Genomic DNA, 22,508 nt, shown 5'->3' with positions numbered 1-22,508 from the left:
GTATCCAGCGTTACGCCGCAGCTGCCCCGGGCGTCGGCGCGCCGGGGAGTTCTTGCAAAAAATTTCCCAGCGAATCGGCCACCACCCGGGCCGCCAGTTGCAGCAGCGTCATCAGGCAAATATCGTCAAACGCCAGCTCACCCTGTCGGAACACCGGTACCCAGGCTTTCATATGGTCGCGCGACACCGCTGCGAGACAGGGATGAAGTATGGCGTTGCAGTCTTCATCACTCAGCGCGCTGACGGCTTCGGCTATCTTCGGCAGTAGCGCGGTAAACGGTGCGCCTTCGCCGGCAGCCGATGACTGGACGTCGCGAAAATCCGCCGCCATGCCAGCAAGCACCGGGAGCAGCTTACGGGAGACTTTCAACTGGTCGAAAACGCTGAGCTTAGCGATACGGTAGTTCGCACCTTTAATCGTGATTTCCATGGCTTAAAATTCCCCCAGCACCTGATCGATTTTGCCGCAGTCAAATTTCCATTCGACCACGCCCGCGTCTTTGGCATTCACATACTCCGGCATCTGCTGAAAGGCGACAGAACGCGCGGTGGTAATATCGCCGGAAGCGGCATTACGAATAACAATGACGTTGTTGCCCCAGAGCGTTGAGGATTGCGTCTGTGCGTTATACGCCAGCGACAGCTTTTTATTGGCAGGCGACGTTTTCAGCAGTTTGACGCTAATCGTGCCGCTTTTACCTGGGCGCAAACTGTGCATGACCTCGCCATCGGCGCCTTCGGTCATGGTGTTTTTCGCGCCGGTCATGGTGACCGTGATCCCCTCTTCCGCAACGGAAGAACCGCTACCGAGATCAATAACGCCGGTCGGGCCGGCAAGCGTTGCAGTAACATCAAGAAATGAATAACCAGACATAATGGCTCCTTAGCGAACGACGTTAATCAGGACATCGGCGTAGTGCACCGCACCCGCCAGTTTGCAGGCCACCTGAATGACCGGGGCTTTGCGCGCTTCACGTTCCGACGGCGCCTGGTCGGCGACCGGCGCGGCGTAGACGTAATACCCTTTAGTCAGGGTATCGCCGGAGGCCAGCTCGCCGATGTCGCCGCCATTCCAGACACCCGGTGCGATAAGCCCGCTGGATAGCGCCTGATCCAGCGACTGCTCGACATTAGCCAGCAAGCGCGTAACACCCGCGTCGGTCTGCGGGATTTTGGTGGTACTGGTGTACAGAAGGTTAAAAAGGTTGGTCTGCACGTAGTTTTGCAGCCAGTCGAGGCCGTGGCGTTCGTCGATGAAATCGCCGTTGCTCATTACGCCTTCCTGAATGATGGCGGTGTCATTGTTGTAGTTCACAAAGACGTTGCAGTTTTTACTGCGCAGCGCGCTGGCCGCATTCTGCGACAGGTTTTCAGCCGTAATGCCCGGTTCTTGTTTGAATTTCAGCGTAATGGCCGTGTTATTGCCGTTGAAATTCACCGTAAAGACGCGGCCAAACAGAGAGGCGGCCGCAAACGGTTTACTGCTGGAGTACTGGATAAACGTCCGGGCGAACTTTGCGGCTTTAAGCTTCGAGGCCAGATCGGCCTGGCTTGCGGCATCCAGTACACGAGTGTCGGCAATCGTGTGGCCGAAAATACGCGAGACGGCATCCGTCTCGATCATGTTCGCCACTGCCAGTACGTCTTCAGATGCCACGTCGGTATCTGCCGCCACCAGGCCGTACCAGTCGCTGGAACGCGCGGCCAGCGTGCTGACACACTGCGCCAGCGTTTCGTTGTTCTGGCCTGCTACTATCGTGGCGCCTGCGCTTTCGCTAAGCCCCAGAAGTGCGGCAAGATCGTTGCCGGTCGCGGGCGCTTTGGCAAAACCAACGGCGGTGCTTTCACCCGTGGTGGTTGAAGCCACAACAAAGCGACCTGCGCTGGCGTCCCAGCGAATAACAGCGCCGGTCAGCGTCTGCTGAATACGTGCGGCAACGCCGGCCAGCGTAGTTTCTTTCGTAAGATCGATACCGCTAAGCGTTTTGTCTTTACCATCCACCGTCAGCGTCATGCCACCGGCCGAGATCGCGGTAAACCGCGCCAGCGTTTGTTGCTCTGGCGTCAGGATAGCGCCACGCAACCGGGCAGCAGCGGCAGTTTTCAGCCAGCGGCCGATCCACAGACGCGTCGGGCGCGGCGCCTGCTGGAAGTAGAGGCTGGCGGCCTGATACTCCGGCGTCTCCAGACCAAAATCGGCACTCACGCCGCTGATATCGGAATAGGCGCGCAGACGCTCGCCGCTGTCGATAACGTCGCTCGCGCCGACAACCAGGAGCGCGCCGAAGCTACGGGTCTGTGCCGCGCGCGCGGCCATGCTCACCGTCACATTGACGATGTCAGAAACAGGTAAACCCTGTGACATAGTTTTATTCTCCAAAGAAAGCGACCGGAGCGGTCGCCAGGGATTTGATGTGATACGTGCGGGTATAAATGCGGCTCAGGGTGACCGTCATCCGGTAACGCCGATGCCAGTGGTTATCGATAAGCTCAGGAACACAAATGACGGGCGTACACGCGCAGACTGCGAGCCCCGTCCGGTTAAGCTCATCCTGATTCTGCGTGACCGCCAGACCGTCGCGAAACTGCGTGGCGAAGGCGGGCGCGCCTGCGCCTGAAAAAAGACACTGCACCTGAAGCTGCTCGCCGACGGTAAGCAGATCGTCATCGGCATTGAGCGGCGCCCAATATGGCGGCGCGGCGTGGATCTCCGTGATGCCGAAGGCGCAGCCAGGCGTGTCCGCAAGCGCAGCGGTGTCTTGCCATAACGGCATTACTGCCGCCTCTGGCAGGCCGCTGACGCCCGCGATCCATCGCGTCAGCTCCCGATTAAGCGTGCTCTCCCAGGCGGGCGGCGAGCCGGTGGGCGTCAGCCACCCCGCGGCAGTGGTATCATTGCTCACTTACTGCTCCTTCTGTGAGGTAACCGGGCATTCCCGCCTGACATACTCCTGAAGGCCACCAAGCTGGCGCGTGACGACGGCGATAGCGGTTCTGAGACGGAAATAATCCCGTTCAGCGGCGTCAGTAAGTCGGGGGCTGGCGCCATCATCCACGCGGGTGGTGGTGCCGGAGGCACGCAGGCAGGTGGCGTTGAGGCGCAGCCGCTGACGGCCAGCAGCCACGTCGCGCTCAAGCGCATCAATCGTTTCCCGGGCATGATTAAGTTCTCTGGTGTAGCGGATATCGAGCTGCGCCGTCTGACGCAGGCTCTGCTGAGTGTGTGAAAGCTGGCGTTGCGCAAGAGAAAGCGCGGCGCGGGACTGTAGTAGCTCGCTGCGGGCATGATGTAAGGCAAGCAGCGAACTTCCCGCCAGCGCCAGGAGCGTAAGCCAGGGAAACAGCCGACTCGTCAGGGCGCGCCATAACATAGCTGCCGCTCCATTTCCCGACGCGTGATAAGCCCCTGCCACTGGCGCCCTCCCGCCCAGGTCCAGCGGCGCAGCTCGTCGCAGGCGCCGGTCAGATCGTGACGATTGAGTTTTGCAAGCAGCGTGGAACGACGAAATGCGCTGACGCCGGCGTTATACGTAAACGAATAGAGCGCGGCTTTCTGATAGTCATTAAGCGTTACCCGAACCCCGCGGTTTACCGCCTCGACAGCAGGCTGCATATGCTTTGCCAACAGTACCCGACACTCACGCTCGCTGTAGGTTTTGCCAGTGATGACATCCACACCTGTTATACCGGCGCAGATCGTCGGAATGCCTACCGGGTCCCGATAAGGCGTAAGCGACACGCCCTCTTGCTGCTCAATAAATACGCTGGCTATCGCCACTGGCCCGCCAACCGAGGCAGCAATCAACGCCTTGCGAAGCGCTTCAGGCATTTTCATCGCGATCCTCCACGCGCTCTGCGCCCTCGTTAAAGATGGAAGCTATCGCCCGGCGATCCGCCGCCAGGGGCTGCGCTGCGCTTTTCAGATACTGCCTCAGGAGCGCGGTTCGTTTACGCTCCTCCGCCAGCCGCGCCTGTTGTGCCCGGCGTCTGGCGTTATAGGTCTTAATAGTGAAAAAAGCAGAGAGCGCAGCCCCCAGAGTGAAGACGTAGTCCTGAAGCGAAAGCACAGAGAAAAAGCCGAGCAGCACGCTCCACCCATACGTCAGGGCGTGCCCTTCTCCTGGATTCATTAATGCCTCCCTTCATGGGAAGAAAAGATAAGAGATCGCTACAGCCACATTCGGTGCTGGTAGCGGTTGTCAACCTGGGGGGCCCGACGGGTTTCGGGAAGCAGCGCCGCGACCACCCAGTGCAGGTAGTCGGCGCTCAGTTGCCGGACGGTTTCTACCCGCCGCGCGTGGTATAAAGAAATAAGGTCATCAGCCTGCTGGCTGGTCAGATCATGGTGATAAAACCACGTTTTACGCATGTGTCCTCCTCGCGCCCTTTGCCGGGCGTGCTGGTGATTTGAAGGCGCAGACGCGCCGCTCAACCGAAAGCGAGGGGAAAAGTAAAACCTGCGCCTTCGAAAAACCCGATAAAAGGCGGCAGGGGGAGAAACACTCCGGGCAGCCCGTAGCGGGTATTTATGCCAGATTCATCGTGTTTGAAATCAGGCGTATGGCTTCTCAGCCACGTTTAATACCGCGTTGTCGGCGGCCCGGATTGTTAAAGAGCGGTGTCGTGTTGAAGAGGCTTTATAAACGCTCTTTCGCGGCGACAAATTCACTCTATCAATCGCTTTATCGATTTGCAATCGCTTTTTCTATTGATTGTCAAAAAATCGCTCAGGCGATACACTGAAGTCAGAAGCCACGAGGATCTGACAATGAATTTTTCCGAGCGCCTTGCGAAAGCGATGGCCGACGCAGGGTATACACAAGGCGCGCTGGCGAAGGCTGTCGGCATGGCGCAAAGTAGCGTCAATAAACTGCTCAATGGGGCGAACGGCTCGCGTAACACTGTCGCGCTGGCGCGGATACTGGGCGTTAGCCCCGAGTGGCTCGCTGATGGGCAAGGCCTGATGCGTCCACTTGCGACAGAGCGCAATAGCGCCGTTGTATCGGGTGCGGATGTTTATCGCGTGGAAGTGTTTGATGTCCGTGCCAGTGCGGGTAGCGGCGTGATGATTCGTGACGAGTTTATCGAGACGATTAAGTCGATTGAGTACTCTTCAGAAGAGGCTCGCTCGTTGTTCGGCAGTCGTCCGGCTGACCACATTAAGATGATTGCCGTGAATGGCGATTCGATGTCCGGCACCTTTGAGCCGCGCGATCAGATCTTTGTCGACGTAAGTGTCGATTTTTTCGACGGTGACGGAATCTATATCTTTACGCTGGATAATTATGTTTATATCAAGCGCTTACAGCTTCAGCATAAGCGTCTGGCGGTTATCTCGGATAACAAAAAATATGAAACCTGGTACATCACAGATATTGATGAGTCAGGGCTAAATATTCGCGCTAAAGTGCTGGTCAGCCAGTCCCGCGCGTATAAATTTCACGGCTGATCCCTGCTCACGCCGGAGTCACTTTTTCTTCGGTGCTCTCCATCGCTCTGATTACTCCATCAACCCGCGCCAGCCGGGTGTCAATCACTTTATCTGCTATGTATCATCGCCTTGGCGATTGAAACCAGCAATCGCCTTATCTATATTTACTGTATGCATAAACAGTAAATAGGCGCATAACGCGCCTGTAATTCAAAAAGGAGGGTTGAATGGCAGAGATTCATTTTGGCGCAAGCGTAAATGCAGATAACGCACGGGCACGCAGGCATCAACGACGCCGTCTGGCGGCGCAGGAAAAAGAAAAGATGGAAAGGATCATGGATGAGATTTTTGGCGCAATACAGCCGCCACTGGCATATACCGCGGCGCGGCAACCGGTAAACCGGATAGATAAAGCGACTCGCCTGCCCACTTTGCGCGAAATGCGCAGCCAACCCCCCTCCGTCGAATCGCAGCGTAAGGTCAGGCGAACGTCCGGGGCGATCACAGGCAGAGCGCATGAAAAACGCCAGCGTTTCAGCCAGCCGCTGGTTTGACACAGCGTCGTTTTAATGAGGTACAGAAAAGGCTAAAGGTTTCTCAGGCGTTGTTAAGAGGTGGTGCTACCACATTCTTCATCGGTAATCGTCTGAACGTAGGGCGATAACCTGAGAGTATTCTGGAGCAGGCAAAGCATAATCTTCCTGCTCCAGCGCTTTCGTTATCTTACAGCCTAGAAAAAGGTCAGACATGTTGCAGCAGAATTTGCAGGTGGAACAACAACGTTTTCAAATGTGTATTAGTTAAAAACGCCAATAACTTACGCTCACTATTTTTGACAAGCCCTACATTTACCTGGAACCAACAAATAAGGTAGGGCTTCAATTGATTCAGCACCAGAAGCGTTCCGCACAGGGCAAAAACCGGGGCATTTTCCGCATGATAAAAAGTGCCTCGCGGGAAAGCGTTGCAAAAGGGTCGTTTGTTAGTATCGAATTGTTTATTCTCAGCGGTTCAACGCCAAAAGGAGAGGCTTTATGGCTGGAATATTCTACGTTAATGGAATTGATACGAAACTGAGTTACCAGGGAACCGGGAGGCTTGCCGACAACGTTCTCATTATCTCTGCCAATGCCCAACCGTTTGGGAAACACGATCTTCACTGTGATCTTTCGAATCCAACACTTTCAAAGTGTTACTATTATCAGACCAGCCCGCAACCGGAACCCGTAGAAGCAAACATAACAATTACCTGGCGGGATGAGAAATTCATTGAGTTAATCTGGACTGAAAATGCAACCAGATGGGAAATTGAAGGAGAATTACCTGACGCTGTTACGTCTGAAAAAAGATAAAGTAGACAGCGCAGGTTGACCTTATTCCTCTCAGAATCGGGGCCCGGAATTACCGCGTCAGCAAGAGCGGATTATCCTTTTTTGCTGCATCCTGCGGGCCTGGATTGCATTCCTCTTTAGTTTCCGGAAGATAAAAATGGCCGTTCTCATCGGGATCTGTTCCTCCAGGACATCCTGCGCGCCCCGATGAATGATTGGTACTGCCACCATCCGAACCATTTCCGCCATCGGCACCCTTTGCAGCACTGGCGGAAACAGCAAATAGCGCGAAAAAGAAGATCAAAATGGGTTTACTCATGTGTGCATCTTCCTTGTTGAATCTCTCTCGCCTGTATCTGTGTAGGTATATTCTACTACGTAGCGGGACAGCATTACTTTGGTTCACAAGCACGCCCTAAAACTATTAAAGGAGATGTTCCCTGAAAACCGTCGAGATACTGCAATACACCTTACGCAAAGGCACTGGTCGCGCTTTTCACTCCATCATGCAGGATAGTAGCATTCCTCTCCATCAGCGCCACGGCATCGATGTCGTGAGGTCTGGTCATTCATTGCATGACCCGGACTGTTACTGTCTGATTCGCGCCTTTTCCGATCAGGAAAACATGGCGGCGGCGCTGGAAGCCTTTTATGCCAGCGATGCGTGGCGCTATGGGCCGCGAGAAGCGATTGTGAATAGCATTGAAACCAGCCACAGAACGCTAATGACATTGCCCGCCGCAAGTATCGAAGGACTCCGTAACGTGTAGCTGGCGTTGCAGGCTCTGCGTCACATGTCGAGGAAGCAAATGTCGGCAACGTTAGAACGCTTCGGCGCGCAGCCAGAAACACGCCCTTGATTTATTCAGCGGACGCGTAAAAACGCAGGAGAGTAAGATTAAAAAAGTTGATACATCTGGCGTGATTCGTAGGGCTCTGGACTCCTGATGGCGCCGTTAATTATTCAGCATTAGTCTTATGCCGCCGTTAATTATCCGGCATTAGAATGGCTGGCGTATCATCCTCACATCCCAGAGAAACGTTATGAACACCAGGACATTGCTTGTAGGTTTTTTTCTATTTGCTGGCTCGCTGAATAACGCGATGGCAGACAACTGCAGGGCCAATATTTTTGGCGGAGAGGATTGCCGCTATGACAATGGAACCACATCAAGCAGCAGAGCCAACATTTTCGGCGGGCAGAACACCAAATATAGCGACGGCAGAAGCTCAAGCAGTCGTCCCAATATTTTCGGCGGAGAGGATACCCGAAACAGTGATGGCAGTTCTTCCAGCAGCCGCGCCAATATTTTTGATGGTCAGGAAACGCAGTACAGCGACGGTAGCTCTTCCAGCAGCCGCGCCAATATTTTCGACGGTCAGGACACGCAATACAGCGACGGCCGCTCTTCCAGTAGCCGTGCGAATATCTTCGACAGCCAGGACACCATAAATAATTAATCGCTATTGGGCATCAGCGCTGACAGGCGATGGCCGCCTGTCTGCTGGTGCCGTGAGGTTAATCAAGCCGCAGCGATGGCGAACTCATGCGCTATACAACGTCATTGCATAAACGTAGCGTGGGTTATCAGGCAAGAGGAAAGAAAAGAGATTCTGGAGCGGGCGAAGGGAAATAACTCCGCCCCAAGCATATAGTAAATATATGTATTTATTGAGGAAATGTTGAGGAATTGCAGTAGGGTTTTGTAGGAGAAACTACAACATGTGCTACTTAAGATCGCTGATAAGTTTAAGCGCGTCTTTTTTGACAGAATCTTGTATTCGCCCTGAGTCAGCGATCAACGTCAGCGCTTCAATACTTAAACCATCCCTGATCACTTTTCGCGCTTTACTAAGACGGGTCTGACAGCTTTTCTCTGTATATCCCTCGCATGAGTGCATTTGCTCAATGATATCAGCGCTTGATAAATTTGAATCGGAAAAATGATGGTAGTAGTTTACGAAACACTCCATTCCGATAGCCTTGAGGAGGCTGACCAAGGTAACACTACTCGTTATCTTCTCTGGTTCATTCAAAACCTCTTCCATAGGTTCAGGCGGAAGTGTTTGTATAGCCGCTTCATTGACTGAAGCTGAGCTCCTGGCAGTCAAGTTTTCTTTGATAGAAGTAACACGAGGATCAGCAAGAATCGCGCCCTTGAGGTTAATGATGTGTGCATTAACGTAGTCACTATGCCGTGCATAATCTCGTATTACTTCATGTGGGATTTTGTAAGCATCAAGAACATTGTAAGTTTCATCGAAAATAACCGCGATTAAATAATCAAAATCGGCTGCCTCATAGTTACGCAAGGCACTAAGCTGCCGGGAAGGATTATCCGGCGTAACTCTCCTCGCTTTGATCTGCACTTTCATGCCATCAGCATCAATGGCATCAACGCCCGCCGACGAATTACGGAGAAGAGTCATCCCCAGTGCTTTAGAAACCAGCCATTCAGCATAGTCACCAACAGGATTATTCTTAGTGCGAATGACACCTCTAAAACGCAACTGCGTTAAAATTTCGGAATGAAGCGACAGTAATTCGAGATCGCTTAACGAAGTTAGTAAACCATCTGATGTTAAAGGGTTATTTTTCAAAAGCACTCTCCATTGCTGAAGTGAAACGCCACTGTAACGCCTATGTAACGAACCTGGATTTTGATATAAAGCGTAAGACTGATGCATAGGTGTCTCACCTTCTGCCAAAGAATACTGTTCATTAATCAGCATCCAGAATTTATAAACTTACACTTACGTCACTTTCTCAGTTTGTCCCACCGCACTGCCGAAACAATGCCCCAGTTGCCACTGGCATTGGGCCTACGCCATTTTGCTGTCTCCATACTACGGAGATACTCAAGAGCCTCAGAAAACGTGCCAAAACGCTTTTGCGCTACTTTCTCACCTACTGCAAATGAACCATCTCGCGAGCTAGCCAGACCGGGATGAAAACACGAGCCATCGGCCGCGTATGGAACCAACAGTTCCGGGTCGTTATCTTCGGAAGAATCAGACGCTAACAACCGCCAAGGTTCAACGCTCAGAGCATTAGCCAGCACCTCAATCGCATCCAAAGACGCATTAGAGCCACCGCGTTCAATGCGGCTCATATAGCTACGAGCAAACCCACACCGATCGGCAAACGCTTCCTGGCTCATTCCGGTGGCAATGCGTAGTTCTTTTACCCGCTCGCCAAACTGTATTCTTAGGGACTTTTTCATGCACTGAATTTGCGCAGATGTCCACTAAAGAGCCACGCTCCAATAGTGACATTTTAAACCAATAGTCTATGATGCGATAACTGACACCGCTGGGGTGGATTCTGAGGGATAACAACATGTCAAAAACACGGCTTAGTAAGCCCGGTTTTTCAGCCAAGTATGTGCTTATCATTATGTTAATCGCTGTGTCATCTGCATCTTATGCAGCGGAAAGCATCGATCAACTGGCGACGCGCATCGGTATGGATCACTTCCGGGAAGCGATCAAAAAAGGTGATCGCATCGCCTTCAAAACGCTGCCGGCAAAAGGCTATAAAAATGGCCTTACCGGCCTGCTTATCAAAACTAGCACCTACGTTAACCCCGAATACAGCTTTGCTGATTGCGATACGGACACCGTTATTACTTCGGTGCAAGAACACAGAACGCTCCCCGGTTGCCGCATATCTCTAAAGCTAGCGACTAAAGATGCTGACGGTAACTATCACGATAATGGCATTCGTATCGAATACGGTATTGCCACCGGCTCCAAAAAGTTTATCGCCAACAATTCAGCGTGGGCGCAACATGCCATTACAGGTGATAAGGTGCTGGAACTTTCTCTCGAATAGCAACTCGTAGAATGCAGCCGGTGAGCAAGTGCAGCTACCGGCTTACCATTTCAACAAGCTAGTGATGCATTTATGCAGACTCAGCAATCGCTGATATAGTCGCTCTGGAAACGCCATATTCACGCACTAACGCACTGATACTGGTTCCGCTATTCTTTTTCTCGATGATCGCCCTACGGGCTTGTGGCGCGATTTTAGACAGTCTTCCCAACTTCTTGCCTTCAGCTTGTGCTCGTGACAGCCTTGCCTGAGTGCGTTCAATCAAAAGATCGCGCTCCATCTCAGCAACCACTGCCAGCATCGACAATAGAAGCTTACCCGCTGCGGAGGTGAGATCAGTCGTTCCAAGCTGCTGGACAATGACCTTGATATTACGGTCAGCCAGCGCCCTTACCGTCTGAAGAACGTCAATCGCGTCACGTCCAAGACGAACAGGCTTCACTACCACCAACGTTTTACCATCGCGGATTTTGCTGAGCATTTCAGAAAACGCTTTGCGTTGTACCCCAGGAACCTCCCCGCTGGCTACATCAGTAAACCAAAAGTCAAACATCCATCCAGCTTGTTCAAGTTCCAAACGCTGGTTCTCAGTATCCTGCTGCGATGTCAAAACACGTCCGTAGCCAAAAGTCGCTATAGTCATCTCCTCATCCGGCCCCTGTCAAAAAACGGTGATGAAAATAGGATGGCCTGCCAGGAAACCAAGGCTAATTTTCAACAGAGTGGAAGCGTGCGATTGAAAGGTGCCGGAAAACGAACGATTAATGACCCCATCAAACACTGGCAGTGTGCCCCCGGCAACACGCGCCTGCAACGGTTGTCTCGGATGAGCAAAATCTTAGGGTTTTCTCAGCGACCCCTGACGCGCGGGCACGCACATACGCACGGGGGCGCTGGCGAGCTATACAGTTAAGGGAGGGGCAACCATAAGCGTGCAATTTTTCAAACAGGGCGCTATTTTATTCTTGAAAACAATTAGCACGCCACATCAAGGACAACTCATGGTCAAGTTAATTGCAGAGCATATAAACACAATAAGCACACTTATCTCCGCTTTTGCAGCATTGCTAATAGCAGTTGCTACGTTTTTCTTGTGGAGATTAACAAGGCTATTAGCAGACGAGACAAAAAAGATGGTTGACGGATCAGTTCAACCTCATGTTGTTGTGACTCTTGAACCAAATTCTTGGGCTGCTTTTTATTTTGATATCAACATTGCTAATACCGGAAATGCCCCAGCTTATGATATTGAAGTCGAATTTAATCCCCCATTAGTAAATGCAGAACATAGAAAAAATAGAGGTATACCATTTAGTAATGGTTAGCATATTGAAAAACGGTCATTCCCTCAACAGCAGTCTTTGCAAGTATGAACAGATTAAAGATCAAGTTTATTCCGTCAGTATTAGTTGGTCGAAACAGCCGGGCTCAACTGAAAGAGAGCGGAATGAGTATTCTTATGATATGGCTTCTTTCGAGGGGGTTAGTTACTTAGGAGCAAGGAGTCCAATGACACAGATAGCCGAGCAGGTCAAAAAGATTAGAGAAGACTGGAGGCCAATTTCCCAAGGGGCCAAAAAAATGAAAACAGACAACTATAATTCAAATGACAGAGCAGAAAAAGAACGAGCACAAGAAGGGTGGTATCAGAACACTGTAAAGGAATGTGAAGAAAGGAAGAAAAGCAAAGAAGACAACTAATGCAATGACATTGTATGGTTGCTACCGGCAAGGTAGAGCTAGTCAGGCCAGCTCATCTCTCTTAACTAGTGGGACGCTATAATCTGGACGAATGCTCTTGGAACCCGGCATAGCTCGCATCTCTTGCGGGAAGTGCCAAATATTGAAATCCTTATTCGGGAACGTATCGTAATGAAACACATCCCAACCAAGCAGGGCAGCCATCCGCTCAAAAGCAAGCTCTTTAGCCACTGACAGTTCTATCCTTGGATTCAAGTACTTCAAGTACCCGGAGTTCACTGCCCCAGTCAGGATGTCCACAACCTGCAATCCCAGATGGTGCTTAGAGTCGTGCATCGTCACAGACTTAACCAGCTTCTTCATCCCTGCCCTAGCCAGCATATGGTTAGCAATAATGCCCGTCACCTCATCATTCTTTTTGTACTTATCAATCTTCTGGTCAATGATGACTTCAACGTCACTCTTAATCTGCTTAGCAACGTTCTTAACGAGCATTGTGTACGTTTGGTAGAAAGCCAGCTCCCTGTCCGTCTGCCAGTTGTTGTACATATTCTTCACAACGATAATCGCGTGAAAGCAGCATGAGTTCTTGAGCACCATTGCCAGCAACTCAATACAGATGTTTGCCTGCCCCGCACTGTTCTTAATCTTCGACCACTTCAACTCACCGACAATGCCGTACTTGTCTTTCAGCTTCTGGACTCGCTCATTGAAAATATGCAGCGTGTCTTTACGCACACACAGCAAACCAATGCCGTAACAACGGTCACTCCCTGTCGTACCACTCTCATCACCAAAGGCCACATATTCCATGCAAAATACCCACTATTAATTTAATGGATATTTTATGCCCAACCCAAGCGGCAGGCAACGCTACTTTAGATACGCTGGCACGTACCCTTCTGGAAGCTTATCCCTGAGCAGTTTCCACAGCTCAAACGCTTCATCTGTCTCATATGTGCTCAAGCCGTACCGTTCACCATCCTTCCACACGCCCTCAAGCGTTTCGTACAGCCAGCCAAGCTCCATCCCCATGACTTCATCCACATGCCGAACAAGCAAGTTAGCCCTCGCCCGTCCAGCTTTCCAACGTTCTTCTCTATCCTCCGAGAGGATGTCACCGAACTCACCTGTAGCAATTATCGTATCCACGTACGCTGTGTAGTACCGAATCAGCAATAGCCGGGTTTTCATCAGCTCATAATCTTCACTCAGGTTCATCATATTTATTTCCTCAAGACGCAGGGTGCCTTGCTTTCGGCACAGGAATGCCTAATGCCCGGTTGGTGATACAGCATAAACCGGAGCAGCGCGACATCGTCAGGGTTATGTCATTACAGCAGGATTTATCAGGGCGCTCGTGTATCGCTAAGGAATCGTGAGCCAGACGGAGAGAGAGCTGGCATCTCGTTTGCAGGTACGAAATCAGCATAAACCTATTTATTCCCTGCAACGTCATCTCAACGTATGGCATAAGGGAGCATCGAGCAAAATACGCCTCGCTGTAAGTTTCAGGGAATCATGCCGGGTGCACGGCTTTCTGTTCATGTCGAGCTATCGCGGTGCGAACGTTGAAACTATCGCCAGCGCTTTGCTGAACGCCCTGCTCACCGTTCAACAAATCGCGGCAACTTTCAGAGTAGATAGCGGTACTTTGGTCACGTTAACTTAGGGATAACTCATTGAGTTTTAAGGCTTTTAAAGGACTGGAGCGGGCGAAGGGAATCGAACCCTCGTATAGAGCTTGGGAAGCTCTCGTTCTACCATTGAACTACGCCCGCGATGAGGTGCGTTAAGCATTATAGGCCTTAACCCATTGCTGGCAAGCCCCTGGCTCGTTAACTGACGGATTTATAAGCAACCGCCCGCGCATCGGCGGGCGGCATAACATTAACAGGAAGGCGATTTGCCCTGCGGCGGCAGGTAACGCAGCGGATCGATAGCGGTCGCACGGTAGCGCAACTGGAAGTGCAGACCGACGGAATCGGAGCCGGTGCTGCCCATCGTCGCGATTTTCTGCCCCGCCTTCACCTGCTGGCCGTTGTTCACCAGCATCGTGTCGTTGTGCGCGTAAGCGGTAATGTACTCTTCATTATGTTTAATCATGATGAGATTCCCGTAACCGCGCAGCTGGTTACCGACATAAACCACCCTGCCCGCCGCTGAGGCGTAAATCGGCTGACCACGGCTCCCGGCGATATCAATCCCTTTATTGCCGCCGTCGGCCGTTGAATACCCCATCACCACTTTACCGCTGGCCGGCCAGCGCCAGCAGCGTTGGCCCGGGGGCGGCGCGTCCACTTTCGGTAGCGAAGCGGTTTTGCGCGCAGGCGTTGTCTGTCGGGAGGCGGTTTTACGCGAGGAGGATGAGCCGGAAGTACTGCTGACGCGCAGCCGCTGCCCGACCTCAATCGTATAAGGCGCAGAGATACCGTTCAGGCGCGCCAGGTCGCTGACGCTGGTACCGGTAATGCGGGAAATGCGATAGAGGGTGTCGCCACGTTTCACCGTATAGACAGAGCCGCTGTAGCCGCCTTTTGTCGCGTCCGAAACGCCCGCCTTATTGCTGGAACAGGCGGTCAGAAACAGGCAGAACAATAAACACAGCGTGTTAAATATCGTGCGGGCGGGCGGCCAGTCCGTGTTCAAAACGGCTCCTTAATTCAGTGACACCTCGAAATAACGGCGCTTATCTTAACAGCTCCCTAAGGATGACCCAAACCCGTATCCACAAAAGAAAAGCCGCGCCCCCTGATGGAGAGCGCGGCTTTAACGGTTACGCCAGACGGCTTATTTTACCGGACGCATGGCCGGGAAGAGGATCACGTCGCGGATGGTGTGGCTGTTGGTAAACAGCATGACCATACGATCGATCCCGATGCCGAGGCCCGCGGTCGGCGGCAGGCCGTGTTCCAGCGCGGTCACGTAGTCTTCGTCGTAGAACATCGCTTCGTCGTCGCCTGCATCTTTCGCGGCAACCTGATCCTGGAAGCGCTGCGCCTGATCTTCAGCGTCGTTCAGCTCGCTAAAGCCGTTGCCGATTTCGCGGCCGCCGATGAAGAATTCAAAGCGGTCGGTGATTTCCGGGTTTTCATCATTGCGGCGCGCCAGCGGAGAAACTTCTGCCGGGTATTCGGTGATGAAGGTCGGCTGAATCAGGTGCGCTTCGGCCACTTCTTCGAAGATCTCGGTCACAACGCGGCCCAGGCCCCAGCTTTTCTCGATTTTAATGCCGACAGCCTGCGCAATGCCTTTTGCCTTCTCGAAATCATCCAGATCCGCCATATCGGTTTCCGGGCGATATTTTTTGATGGCTTCGCGCATGGTCAGTTTTTCAAACGGCTTGCCGAAATCAAACGTCTCTTCGCCGTAAGGCACCTGCGTGGTGCCGAGCACTTCCTGCGCCAGGGTGCGGAACAGAGATTCCGTCAGCTCGATCAGATCTTTGTAATCTGCATACGCCATATAGAGTTCCATCATGGTGAACTCAGGGTTATGACGTACAGAGATGCCTTCGTTACGGAAGTTACGGTTGATCTCAAACACGCGCTCGAAACCGCCCACCACCAGACGCTTGAGGTACAGCTCCGGCGCGATACGCAGGTACATATCGAGATCCAGCGCGTTGTGGTGCGTCACGAACGGACGCGCGGACGCGCCGCCCGGGATCACCTGCATCATCGGCGTTTCAACTTCCATAAAGCCGCGGCCGACCATGAACTGACGGATACCTGCCAGGATCTGCGAGCGCGCTTTAAAGGTCTTGCGGGATTCATCGTTAGCGATGAGATCGAGGTAGCGCTGGCGGTAACGCGCTTCCTGATCCTGCAGGCCGTGGAATTTATCCGGCAGCGGGCGCAGCGCTTTGGTCAGCAGACGCAGCTCGGTGCAGTGAATGGAAAGCTCGCCGGTTTTGGTTTTAAACAGTTTACCGCGGGCACCCAGGATATCGCCGAGATCCCATTTTTTGAACTGTTCGTTGTAGACGCCTTCCGGCAGATCGTCGCGCGCCACGTAGAGTTGAATACGGCCGCCGACATCCTGCAGCGTAACGAAAGACGCTTTACCCATAATACGACGGGTCATCATACGGCCTGCCACGCAGACCTCGATGTTCAGTGCTTCCAGCTCTTCGTTTTCTTTACCATCAAAGTCAGCGTGCAGTTGGTCTGAGGTATGGTCGCGACGAAAATCGTTCGGAAACGCGACGCCGTGTTCGCGAAGCGCAGCCAGCTTCTCGCGACGCGTTTTCAGTTCGTTATTAAGATCGACCGCCGCTTCTGCGCCTTGTGCTTGTTGTTCAGACATGTTGGTTCCTCATAACCCTGCTTTCAGACTTGCTTCGATGAATTTATCCAGATCGCCGTCCAACACCGCCTGTGTGTTGCGGGTTTCAACGCCGGTGCGCAGATCTTTGATACGAGAATCGTCCAGCACGTAGGAGCGGATCTGGCTGCCCCAGCCGATGTCGGACTTGTTATCTTCCAGCGCCTGCTTCTCAGCATTTTTCTTCTGCATTTCCAGCTCGTACAGCTTCGCCTTCATCTGCTTCATGGCCTGGTCTTTGTTTTTATGCTGAGAACGGTCGTTCTGGCACTGCGTGACCGTACCGGTCGGAATGTGGGTAATACGCACCGCGGATTCCGTACGGTTAACGTGCTGACCACCCGCACCTGACGCGCGGTACACGTCGATACGCAGGTCCGCCGGGTTGATTTCGATATCGATATCGTCTTCCACTTCCGGGTAGACAAACGCGGAGCTGAAAGAGGTGTGGCGACGGCCGCCGGAGTCGAACGGGCTCTTACGCACCAGACGGTGTACGCCGGTTTCCGTGCGCAGCCAGCCAAACGCGTAATCGCCGGAGATTTTAATGGTGGCGGATTTCAGGCCAGCCACTTCGCCTTCGGACTCTTCAATGATTTCTGTCTTAAAGCCGCGCGCTTCGGCCCAGCGCAAATACATACGCAGCAGCATGCTGGCCCAGTCCTGCGCTTCGGTGCCGCCTGAGCCCGCCTGGATGTCCAGGTAGCAGTCGGCGCTGTCATATTCGCCGGAGAACATGCGGCGGAATTCAAGCTGCGCGAGTTTGGCTTCAAGCTGGTCCAGTTCGACCACTGCTTCATTGAAGGTTTCTTCATCGTCCGCTTCAACGGCAAGTTCAAGCAGGCCCGCTACGTCATCAAGCCCCTGAGACATTTGATCCAGCGTCTCGACGATAGCTTCAAGGGATGAACGCTCTTTACCCAGCGCCTGCGCGCGTTCGGGCTCGTTCCAGACGTCCGGCTGTTCCAGCTCGGCGTTTACTTCTTCAAGACGCTCTTTCTTAGCATCGTAGTCAAAGATACCCCCTAAGAACGTCTGAGCGCTCCGTGAGGTCCTGAATGCGGTTCTTTACCGGGTTAATTTCAAACATGGCTGTAGAATCTTTTAGTGATGAAGATGGGCAAAATGCGGTCGTAAAACGGAAAGTTTACCGGATTTACGCCGCCTTTTATAGTTTATCCTGGCGCTAAACGGGCCAGAGATGGTCGATAATTAATTGCAGGCTGCGGTTGCCACGAAACTCATTCACATCAAGCTTATAGGCAAGCTCCACTTCGCGCACGCCAGGGTCGGGCCAGCAGGTGGTATCGACGTTAAACGCGATGCCGTCAAGTAGCGGCCCGCCGCCGACCGGTTCCAGCATCAGCTTGAGGTGACGCTCGCCGACCAGCCGCTGTTGCAGAATGCGAAAACGCCCGTCAAACAGCGGCTCCGGGAACATCTGCCCCCACGGGCCCGCGTCGCGCAGCATCTCCGCCACTTCCAGCGTCATCTCCTGCGGCGCAAGCGCGCCGTCAGACCAGATTTCGCCCTGCAGCATCGCCGGATCTAACCAGTCGTTAACAAGCTCCGCGAAGCGCGCCTGAAACTCCGGGAAGCGCGCCTCTTCAAGGGAGAGCCCCGCCGCCATCGCATGACCGCCGAACTTAAGCATCATGCCAGGATAGAGCGTGTCGAGACGCTCCAGCGCGTCGCGCATATGCAGGCCTTGTACCGAACGCCCCGAGCCTTTGAGTATCCCCTCGCCTGCAGGCGCGAACGCGATAACCGGGCGATGAAAACGCTCTTTGATGCGCGAGGCGAGAATGCCGACCACGCCCTGATGCCATTCGGGATGGAAAATCGCAACGCCGCTCGGCAGCGTTTCGCCGCTGCGCTCAAGCTGCTGGCAGAGCGTTAAGGCTTCCGCCTGCATCCCCTGCTCAATCTCTTTGCGGGTCTGGTTCAGCGCGTCCAGCTCGTTTGCCAGCATGCGCGCTTCGCCGATGTTGTCGCACAGCAGCAGCGCGACGCCGACAGACATATCATCCAGCCTGCCTGCCGCATTAAGCCGCGGCCCCAGCGCGAAGCCGAGATCGCTTGCCGTCAGGCGGTGCGCCTCGCGGTTGGCTATCTCAAGCAGCGCGCGAATGCCTGGACGGCATTTCCCGGCCCGGATGCGGCTCAGCCCCTGCCAGATAAGAATGCGGTTATTGGCATCCAGCGGCACCACGTCTGCGACGGTGCCGAGCGACACCAGATCGAGAAACTCCGCGAGATTCGGCTCCGGAATACCCTTTTCAGTAAACCAGCCGACGCTTCGCAAATGCGCGCGCAGCGCCAGCATCAGATAAAACGCGACGCCGACGCCTGCGAGCGACTTCGATGGAAACGTACACTCCGCGAGATTCGGGTTGATGATAGCGCCAGCAGCCGGGAGCGTATCGCCGGGTAAATGGTGATCGGTAACGAGCACCGGAATGCCCAGCTCATGCGCGCGCGTCACGCCCGCGTGGGAGGAGATGCCGTTATCGACGGTCAGGATCATCTGCGCGCCGCGCGCGTGGGCCTGATCGACCACTTCCGGGCTAAGGCCATAGCCATCATCAAACCGGTTAGGCACCAGATACGCTACGTTGCTGCCGCCCAGCGCGCGAAGCGCCAGCACGCTCAGCGCGGTGCTGGTAGCGCCGTCAGCATCGAAATCGCCGACCACGATAATGCGCAGCCCTTCGCGCAACGCGTCGTGCAGCATCGCCACCGCGTCATCAATACCGCAGAGCTGCTGCCAGGGCAGCAGGCCTTTTACGCTGCGCTCAAGCTCCTGCGCGCCGCGCACGCCGCGGCTGGCATAGAGCCTGCGGAGCAGCGGCGGTAAGGTATCCGGCAACGTAATGGAATCATCCGGAGAGCGCCTGCGAAGTTGTGTCTGTTTGCTCACCCGTTACTTTCCGCCCGCCTGAAGCTGTTTTTGATGCTCATCCAGGAACGCCTTCATCTCTTTGGGCCCCTGATAACCCGGCACCATCGCGCCGTTGCTCAGCACAATCGCTGGCGTACCTTGTACGCCAAACTGCACGCCGAGCTCGTAATGTTTCGCGGTGTCGACATCACAGCTTGCCGCCGCGACTTTGCCGCCGCCCATCGCGTTATCGAAGGCTTTATTGCGGTCTTTCGCGCACCAGATAGCCTGCATATCTTTCGCAGGCTCGCTGCGCGGCCCCTGACGCGGGAAGGCCAGATAGCGCACGGTAATACCCAGCGCGTTATAGTCTTTCATCTCTTCATGCAGCTTATGGCAGTAGCCGCAGGTGATATCGGTAAAGACGGTGATGACATGTTTTTCCTGCGGCGCTTTATAGACGATCATCTCTTTTTCGAGCGCGTTGAGTTTGGTCATCAGCATCTGATTGGTCACGTTGACCGGCTGGCCGCCGCTGACGTCATACAGCGGGCCCTGGATGATATGTTTGCCATCCTCGGTGACATAAATTACGCCGCTTTCGGTCAGCACGGTTTTCATGCCTGCCAGCGGAGAGGGCTGAATTTCGGCATTCGCCACACCCAATTTGGTCAGCGACTGCTTGATAGCCGCGTCATCCGCCTGGGCAAATCCTGAGAAAGCCGCCAGCGTAACGGAGAGCAGCGCAATAGTTTTTTTCATAACGTGTCCTTAAATTCTGCACTCACGCTCTGGGGTGGTGCTGTTGATGAAGTTGCCGCAACCGTTCCGTCGCCACGTGAGTGTAGATCTGTGTGGTGGAAAGATCGCTGTGGCCTAAGAGCATCTGTACCACGCGCAAATCGGCGCCATGATTTAACAGATGCGTGGCGAACGCATGGCGTAAAACGTGCGGCGAAAGCTTTTCACTATCGATGCCCGCCAGTTGAGCATAATGTTTGATGCGATGCCAGAAGGTCTGACGGGTCATTTGTCGGGCGCGGTTGCTCGGAAAGAGGATATCCAGCGACTGCCCGTTAAGCAGCCATGGGCGGCCGTGCGTCAGGTATTGCTCCACCCAGTAAACGGCCTCTTCGCCAAGTGGCACCAGCCGCTCTTTATTGCCCTTACCGATAACGCGTACCACGCCCTGTCGCAGGCTCACGTCGCTCATGGTCAACCCAACCAGCTCCGAAACGCGCAACCCGGTGGCGTACAGCACTTCCAGCATGGCTTTATCGCGCAGTTCGATAGGCTCCTCAACCGTCGGCGCCTGAAGGAGCCTGTCCACCTGAGCCTCGCTTAAATCCTTCGGCAAACGCTGCGGCAGTTTTGGCGACGCCAGCAGCGCGCTCGGATCGTCATCGCGAATTTTTTCACGGTAGAGATGCTGAAACAACCGACGCACGGCGCTGAGCATTCGTGCGGTACTGGTCGCTTTGTAGCCGCCCTCGACGCGCTCTGCGAGCAACGTCTGGAGGTCGCCACTCTGTACCGTCGCAAGGGACAACCCGCGATGGTGCAACCACTCCACGACCATGCTGAGATCCCGCCGGTACGCGCTCAGGCTGTTCTCGGCCAGGTTGCGCTCAAGCCAGAGCGCATCGAGAAATTGTTCGATACGGGCTAAATCCTGTTCCACTGCCACCTCACTGACGTTCTCGTCGCTGCATTATGCCTGACTGGAAGCGGGATCTGATACACTGGCGCTTCTGCACAATAGGAAATGAGACGTTATCGTTATGAACATTGGTCTTTTTTATGGTTCCAGCACCTGTTACACCGAAATGGCGGCTGAAAAAATCCGCGATATTATTGGTCCCGAACTGGTCACGCTGCATAACCTTAAAGACGACTCGCCGACGCTCATGGAACAGTATGATGTGCTGATCCTCGGCATTCCTACCTGGGACTTCGGCGAACTCCAGGAGGACTGGGAGGCCATCTGGGAACAACTGGATGCGCTCAACCTCGACGGAAAAATCGTGGCGCTGTACGGCATGGGCGACCAGTTGGGTTATGGCGAATGGTTCCTTGACGCGCTCGGCATGCTTCACGATAAATTGAGCCCTAAAGGCGTGAAGTTTGTCGGCTACTGGCCTACAGAAGGCTATGAGTTCACCAGCGCGAAACCCGTTATCGCAGATGGCGAGCTGTTCGTCGGCCTCGCGCTGGATGAAACCAATCAATATGATCTGAGCGACGCGCGTATCGAAAGCTGGTGCGAGCAAATCCTCGTCGAAATGGCGGCGCACTTCTCCTGAGTTTGCCAGGGCTTCGTCAGCGGTTGTCGCCTACGGGCTGTTGCAGCAACAGCCGACGTAAATCGCGCCACTCCGCCGCCGTCATGCTGTCCGACGCCAGCCACACATGATGGCTGCGTGTCGTTTTCGGATGACGCAGCCGCAGCATCATTCCACTACGCAGCATCCAGGGCGTGGCGCAGATATGCCAGTCGACGCCCTGCCAGCGCAGCTGATAATCGGCTGTCAGGCTGACCTCTCCCTGAAACGCATTGATACGCCGCTGGCTGCGCACGCAGTCAAACACCACCAGAGACAGCAACAGCATCCAAACGGGCAGATACCGCAGCGGCCACGGGAGCAGTAAAATAATAACGGCCACAGCGCCATGCAGCAGCAGCGATACCCACTGCGAGCGCCATGAGACGCGAAGATCAGAGTGCCACAGGACCACGTGCCTGATTCCGCTGTTGGATCAACTCCACCATCCGCGCCAGTTCCGCATCGGCAGGTTTACCATGATTCATTAGCCAGTTGAATAAATCAGGATCATCACACTCCAGCAGGCGGACGAAGACGCGTTTGTCTTCCTCGCTCAGGGAGTCGTAGTCGTGCTCAAAGAAAGGCATGATGGAAATATCCAGCTCGCGCATACCTCTGCGACATGCCCAGTGAATACGGGCTTTATTATTAATATCCATGTCTCTTACCTGCTAAACCA

Annotated in this window: 30 protein-coding genes, 1 tRNA gene and 2 pseudogenes; 9 read left to right on the top strand and 24 right to left on the bottom strand. The window is 53.9% G+C overall.

What is annotated here, in order from left to right; all coding sequences use genetic code 11:
* Positions 1-10: 10 nt before the first annotated feature.
* The 9 genes and pseudogenes from AACV31_RS16485 to AACV31_RS16445 form a co-directional block, all read right to left on the bottom strand.
* Entirely contained in the window at positions 11-430 is a 420-nt protein-coding gene (locus AACV31_RS16485) for a phage tail assembly chaperone (RefSeq protein ID WP_075197966.1), read from the bottom strand.
* Between the two features lie 3 nt (positions 431-433).
* Entirely contained in the window at positions 434-874 is a 441-nt protein-coding gene (locus tag AACV31_RS16480) for a phage structural protein (protein ID WP_165155364.1), read from the bottom strand.
* 9 nt (positions 875-883) lie between these two features.
* Positions 884-2,365 (bottom strand): DUF3383 domain-containing protein, encoded by a 1,482-nt coding sequence (locus AACV31_RS16475; RefSeq protein WP_165155366.1) that lies wholly within the window; start codon positions 2,363-2,365, stop codon positions 884-886.
* A 4-nt stretch (positions 2,366-2,369) separates the two neighbouring features.
* On the bottom strand, positions 2,370-2,903 hold the full coding sequence (locus AACV31_RS16470) for a phage neck terminator protein (protein WP_075197968.1): 534 nt from the start codon (positions 2,901-2,903) through the stop codon (positions 2,370-2,372).
* Complete coding sequence (locus AACV31_RS16465; protein WP_255491268.1) at positions 2,900-3,052, bottom strand: hypothetical protein; 153 nt, start codon at positions 3,050-3,052, stop codon at positions 2,900-2,902. The genes AACV31_RS16470 and AACV31_RS16465 overlap by 4 nt, the downstream gene beginning before the upstream one ends.
* A pseudogene (locus AACV31_RS16460) lies at positions 2,991-3,371 on the bottom strand (lysis system i-spanin subunit Rz); the annotation flags it as partial. The gene AACV31_RS16465 and the pseudogene AACV31_RS16460, both read right to left, overlap by 62 nt.
* On the bottom strand, positions 3,353-3,835 hold the full coding sequence (locus AACV31_RS16455; protein WP_370458099.1) for a lysozyme: 483 nt from the start codon (positions 3,833-3,835) through the stop codon (positions 3,353-3,355). The gene AACV31_RS16455 and the pseudogene AACV31_RS16460, both read right to left, overlap by 19 nt.
* A complete protein-coding gene (locus AACV31_RS16450; protein ID WP_075197970.1) occupies positions 3,822-4,130 on the bottom strand; it encodes a hypothetical protein in 309 nt (102 codons plus the stop codon). The genes AACV31_RS16455 and AACV31_RS16450 overlap by 14 nt, the downstream gene beginning before the upstream one ends.
* A 38-nt stretch (positions 4,131-4,168) precedes the next feature.
* Entirely contained in the window at positions 4,169-4,369 is a 201-nt protein-coding gene (locus AACV31_RS16445) for a hypothetical protein (RefSeq protein ID WP_075197971.1), read from the bottom strand.
* A 399-nt stretch (positions 4,370-4,768) separates the two neighbouring features.
* Here AACV31_RS16445 and AACV31_RS16440 point away from each other — a divergent pair, with 399 nt between their 5' ends.
* The 3 genes from AACV31_RS16440 (at position 4,769) to AACV31_RS16430 (ending at position 6,783) form a co-directional block, all read left to right on the top strand.
* The gene (locus AACV31_RS16440; protein ID WP_075197972.1) at positions 4,769-5,449 is read left to right on the top strand and encodes an XRE family transcriptional regulator; all 681 of its coding nucleotides are present in this window, start codon (positions 4,769-4,771) and stop codon (positions 5,447-5,449) included.
* Positions 5,450-5,658: 209 nt separating this feature from the next.
* On the top strand, positions 5,659-5,985 hold the full coding sequence (locus AACV31_RS16435) for a transcriptional antitermination N peptide (RefSeq protein ID WP_165155369.1): 327 nt from the start codon (positions 5,659-5,661) through the stop codon (positions 5,983-5,985).
* A 480-nt stretch (positions 5,986-6,465) separates the two neighbouring features.
* Positions 6,466-6,783, top strand: a complete 318-nt coding sequence (locus tag AACV31_RS16430; protein WP_165155371.1) for a hypothetical protein — start codon at positions 6,466-6,468, stop codon at positions 6,781-6,783.
* A 49-nt stretch (positions 6,784-6,832) separates the two neighbouring features.
* On the opposite strand, the gene AACV31_RS16425 is transcribed toward AACV31_RS16430, so the two are convergent.
* Positions 6,833-7,081 carry a hypothetical protein gene (locus AACV31_RS16425; RefSeq protein WP_165155373.1) on the bottom strand — a complete coding sequence of 83 codons (249 nt, stop codon included), beginning with the start codon at positions 7,079-7,081 and terminating at the stop codon, positions 6,833-6,835.
* Between the two features lie 121 nt (positions 7,082-7,202).
* Here AACV31_RS16425 and AACV31_RS16420 point away from each other — a divergent pair, with 121 nt between their 5' ends.
* A complete protein-coding gene (locus AACV31_RS16420; RefSeq protein WP_165155568.1) occupies positions 7,203-7,532 on the top strand; it encodes an NIPSNAP family protein in 330 nt (109 codons plus the stop codon).
* 274 nt (positions 7,533-7,806) lie between these two features.
* Positions 7,807-8,223 carry a hypothetical protein gene (locus tag AACV31_RS16415; RefSeq protein ID WP_105539053.1) on the top strand — a complete coding sequence of 139 codons (417 nt, stop codon included), beginning with the start codon at positions 7,807-7,809 and terminating at the stop codon, positions 8,221-8,223.
* A gap of 267 nt (positions 8,224-8,490) precedes the next feature.
* Here AACV31_RS16415 and AACV31_RS16410 read toward each other — a convergent pair whose 3' ends face one another.
* Together AACV31_RS16410 and AACV31_RS16405 are read right to left on the bottom strand one after the other, a co-directional pair.
* Entirely contained in the window at positions 8,491-9,450 is a 960-nt protein-coding gene (locus AACV31_RS16410) for a DUF6998 domain-containing protein (RefSeq protein WP_255491269.1), read from the bottom strand.
* A 71-nt stretch (positions 9,451-9,521) separates the two neighbouring features.
* Positions 9,522-9,986, bottom strand: a complete 465-nt coding sequence (locus tag AACV31_RS16405) for a helix-turn-helix domain-containing protein (protein ID WP_165155375.1) — start codon at positions 9,984-9,986, stop codon at positions 9,522-9,524.
* A gap of 116 nt (positions 9,987-10,102) precedes the next feature.
* Between AACV31_RS16405 and AACV31_RS16400 the strand changes: the two are divergent.
* Positions 10,103-10,591, top strand: a pseudogene (locus AACV31_RS16400) (hypothetical protein); the annotation flags it as partial.
* Positions 10,592-10,667: 76 nt separating this feature from the next.
* Here AACV31_RS16400 and AACV31_RS16395 read toward each other — a convergent pair.
* Positions 10,668-11,234, bottom strand: a complete 567-nt coding sequence (locus tag AACV31_RS16395) for a recombinase family protein (protein WP_165155572.1) — start codon at positions 11,232-11,234, stop codon at positions 10,668-10,670.
* Positions 11,235-11,598: 364 nt separating this feature from the next.
* On the opposite strand from AACV31_RS16395, the gene AACV31_RS16390 reads away from it, so the two are divergent.
* The gene (locus AACV31_RS16390) at positions 11,599-11,922 is read left to right on the top strand and encodes a hypothetical protein (protein ID WP_255491270.1); all 324 of its coding nucleotides are present in this window, start codon (positions 11,599-11,601) and stop codon (positions 11,920-11,922) included.
* A 184-nt stretch (positions 11,923-12,106) separates the two neighbouring features.
* Positions 12,107-12,298: a hypothetical protein gene (locus AACV31_RS16385; protein ID WP_255491271.1), complete on the top strand. Its 192-nt coding sequence runs from the start codon at positions 12,107-12,109 to the stop codon at positions 12,296-12,298.
* Between the two features lie 42 nt (positions 12,299-12,340).
* On the opposite strand, the gene AACV31_RS16380 is transcribed toward AACV31_RS16385, so the two are convergent.
* The 9 genes from AACV31_RS16380 to xerD form a co-directional block, all read right to left on the bottom strand.
* Complete coding sequence (locus AACV31_RS16380; protein WP_165155377.1) at positions 12,341-13,111, bottom strand: DUF3800 domain-containing protein; 771 nt, start codon at positions 13,109-13,111, stop codon at positions 12,341-12,343.
* A 60-nt stretch (positions 13,112-13,171) separates the two neighbouring features.
* Positions 13,172-13,522: a hypothetical protein gene (locus tag AACV31_RS16375; protein WP_165155379.1), complete on the bottom strand. Its 351-nt coding sequence runs from the start codon at positions 13,520-13,522 to the stop codon at positions 13,172-13,174.
* Between the two features lie 483 nt (positions 13,523-14,005).
* Positions 14,006-14,079: transfer RNA gene (locus AACV31_RS16370), tRNA-Gly, on the bottom strand.
* Positions 14,080-14,188: 109 nt separating this feature from the next.
* Positions 14,189-14,947 (bottom strand): amidase activator ActS, encoded by a 759-nt coding sequence (gene actS, locus AACV31_RS16365; protein ID WP_105582684.1) that lies wholly within the window; start codon positions 14,945-14,947, stop codon positions 14,189-14,191.
* 141 nt (positions 14,948-15,088) lie between these two features.
* On the bottom strand, positions 15,089-16,606 hold the full coding sequence (lysS, locus tag AACV31_RS16360) for a lysine--tRNA ligase (protein ID WP_015742390.1): 1,518 nt from the start codon (positions 16,604-16,606) through the stop codon (positions 15,089-15,091).
* A gap of 9 nt (positions 16,607-16,615) precedes the next feature.
* Positions 16,616-17,714 (bottom strand): peptide chain release factor 2 gene (gene prfB / locus AACV31_RS16355; protein ID WP_105539046.1). Its coding sequence is split into 2 segments (ribosomal slippage): positions 16,616-17,638 and positions 17,640-17,714, totalling 1,098 coding nucleotides; the frame shifts between segments, so codons are not numbered across the junction.
* 96 nt (positions 17,715-17,810) lie between these two features.
* Positions 17,811-19,544, bottom strand: coding sequence for a single-stranded-DNA-specific exonuclease RecJ (recJ, locus tag AACV31_RS16350; RefSeq protein ID WP_165155381.1), 1,734 nt, complete (start codon positions 19,542-19,544; stop codon positions 17,811-17,813).
* 3 nt (positions 19,545-19,547) lie between these two features.
* Positions 19,548-20,267, bottom strand: coding sequence for a bifunctional protein-disulfide isomerase/oxidoreductase DsbC (dsbC, locus tag AACV31_RS16345; protein ID WP_165155393.1), 720 nt, complete (start codon positions 20,265-20,267; stop codon positions 19,548-19,550).
* A gap of 22 nt (positions 20,268-20,289) precedes the next feature.
* Positions 20,290-21,186: a site-specific tyrosine recombinase XerD gene (gene xerD, locus AACV31_RS16340; RefSeq protein ID WP_007763875.1), complete on the bottom strand. Its 897-nt coding sequence runs from the start codon at positions 21,184-21,186 to the stop codon at positions 20,290-20,292.
* Between the two features lie 100 nt (positions 21,187-21,286).
* Between xerD and fldB the strand changes: the two genes are divergently transcribed.
* Positions 21,287-21,808, top strand: a complete 522-nt coding sequence (gene fldB / locus AACV31_RS16335; protein WP_075197982.1) for a flavodoxin FldB — start codon at positions 21,287-21,289, stop codon at positions 21,806-21,808.
* Positions 21,809-21,824: 16 nt separating this feature from the next.
* Here the strand turns inward: fldB and AACV31_RS16330 are convergent, their stop codons facing one another.
* Both AACV31_RS16330 and sdhE read right to left on the bottom strand, forming a co-directional pair.
* Entirely contained in the window at positions 21,825-22,241 is a 417-nt protein-coding gene (locus tag AACV31_RS16330) for a protein YgfX (RefSeq protein ID WP_015742395.1), read from the bottom strand.
* Positions 22,222-22,488, bottom strand: coding sequence for an FAD assembly factor SdhE (sdhE, locus tag AACV31_RS16325; protein WP_041923895.1), 267 nt, complete (start codon positions 22,486-22,488; stop codon positions 22,222-22,224). The genes AACV31_RS16330 and sdhE overlap by 20 nt, the downstream gene beginning before the upstream one ends.
* Positions 22,489-22,508 lie beyond the last annotated feature (20 nt).

The organism is Cronobacter sp. EKM101R, assembly GCF_963888145.1.
Lineage (GTDB): Bacteria > Pseudomonadota > Gammaproteobacteria > Enterobacterales > Enterobacteriaceae > Cronobacter > Cronobacter turicensis.
Note: the sequence above shows the minus strand (reverse complement) of the source record. Positions and strands in the feature narration are given on the sequence as shown.

Excerpts from the sequence above, each read along its gene's own strand:
- AACV31_RS16485 (WP_075197966.1), bottom strand. The coding sequence starts at position 430 with ATGGAAATCACGATTAAAGGTGCGAACTACCGTATCGCTAAGCTCAGC.
- AACV31_RS16480 (WP_165155364.1), bottom strand. The coding sequence starts at position 874 with ATGTCTGGTTATTCATTTCTTGATGTTACTGCAACGCTTGCCGGCCCG.
- AACV31_RS16475 (WP_165155366.1), bottom strand. The coding sequence starts at position 2,365 with ATGTCACAGGGTTTACCTGTTTCTGACATCGTCAATGTGACGGTGAGC.
- AACV31_RS16465 (WP_255491268.1), bottom strand. The coding sequence starts at position 3,052 with ATGATGGCGCCAGCCCCCGACTTACTGACGCCGCTGAACGGGATTATT.
- AACV31_RS16455 (WP_370458099.1), bottom strand. The coding sequence starts at position 3,835 with ATGAAAATGCCTGAAGCGCTTCGCAAGGCGTTGATTGCTGCCTCGGTT.
- AACV31_RS16450 (WP_075197970.1), bottom strand. The coding sequence starts at position 4,130 with ATGAATCCAGGAGAAGGGCACGCCCTGACGTATGGGTGGAGCGTGCTG.
- AACV31_RS16445 (WP_075197971.1), bottom strand. The coding sequence starts at position 4,369 with ATGCGTAAAACGTGGTTTTATCACCATGATCTGACCAGCCAGCAGGCT.
- AACV31_RS16440 (WP_075197972.1), top strand. The coding sequence starts at position 4,769 with ATGAATTTTTCCGAGCGCCTTGCGAAAGCGATGGCCGACGCAGGGTAT.
- AACV31_RS16435 (WP_165155369.1), top strand. The coding sequence starts at position 5,659 with ATGGCAGAGATTCATTTTGGCGCAAGCGTAAATGCAGATAACGCACGG.
- AACV31_RS16430 (WP_165155371.1), top strand. The coding sequence starts at position 6,466 with ATGGCTGGAATATTCTACGTTAATGGAATTGATACGAAACTGAGTTAC.
- AACV31_RS16425 (WP_165155373.1), bottom strand. The coding sequence starts at position 7,081 with ATGAGTAAACCCATTTTGATCTTCTTTTTCGCGCTATTTGCTGTTTCC.
- AACV31_RS16415 (WP_105539053.1), top strand. The coding sequence starts at position 7,807 with ATGAACACCAGGACATTGCTTGTAGGTTTTTTTCTATTTGCTGGCTCG.
- AACV31_RS16410 (WP_255491269.1), bottom strand. The coding sequence starts at position 9,450 with ATGCATCAGTCTTACGCTTTATATCAAAATCCAGGTTCGTTACATAGG.
- AACV31_RS16405 (WP_165155375.1), bottom strand. The coding sequence starts at position 9,986 with ATGAAAAAGTCCCTAAGAATACAGTTTGGCGAGCGGGTAAAAGAACTA.
- AACV31_RS16390 (WP_255491270.1), top strand. The coding sequence starts at position 11,599 with ATGGTCAAGTTAATTGCAGAGCATATAAACACAATAAGCACACTTATC.
- AACV31_RS16385 (WP_255491271.1), top strand. The coding sequence starts at position 12,107 with ATGACACAGATAGCCGAGCAGGTCAAAAAGATTAGAGAAGACTGGAGG.
- AACV31_RS16380 (WP_165155377.1), bottom strand. The coding sequence starts at position 13,111 with ATGGAATATGTGGCCTTTGGTGATGAGAGTGGTACGACAGGGAGTGAC.
- AACV31_RS16375 (WP_165155379.1), bottom strand. The coding sequence starts at position 13,522 with ATGATGAACCTGAGTGAAGATTATGAGCTGATGAAAACCCGGCTATTG.
- lysS (WP_015742390.1), bottom strand. The coding sequence starts at position 16,606 with ATGTCTGAACAACAAGCACAAGGCGCAGAAGCGGCGGTCGATCTTAAT.
- dsbC (WP_165155393.1), bottom strand. The coding sequence starts at position 20,267 with ATGAAAAAAACTATTGCGCTGCTCTCCGTTACGCTGGCGGCTTTCTCA.
- fldB (WP_075197982.1), top strand. The coding sequence starts at position 21,287 with ATGAACATTGGTCTTTTTTATGGTTCCAGCACCTGTTACACCGAAATG.
- sdhE (WP_041923895.1), bottom strand. The coding sequence starts at position 22,488 with ATGGATATTAATAATAAAGCCCGTATTCACTGGGCATGTCGCAGAGGT.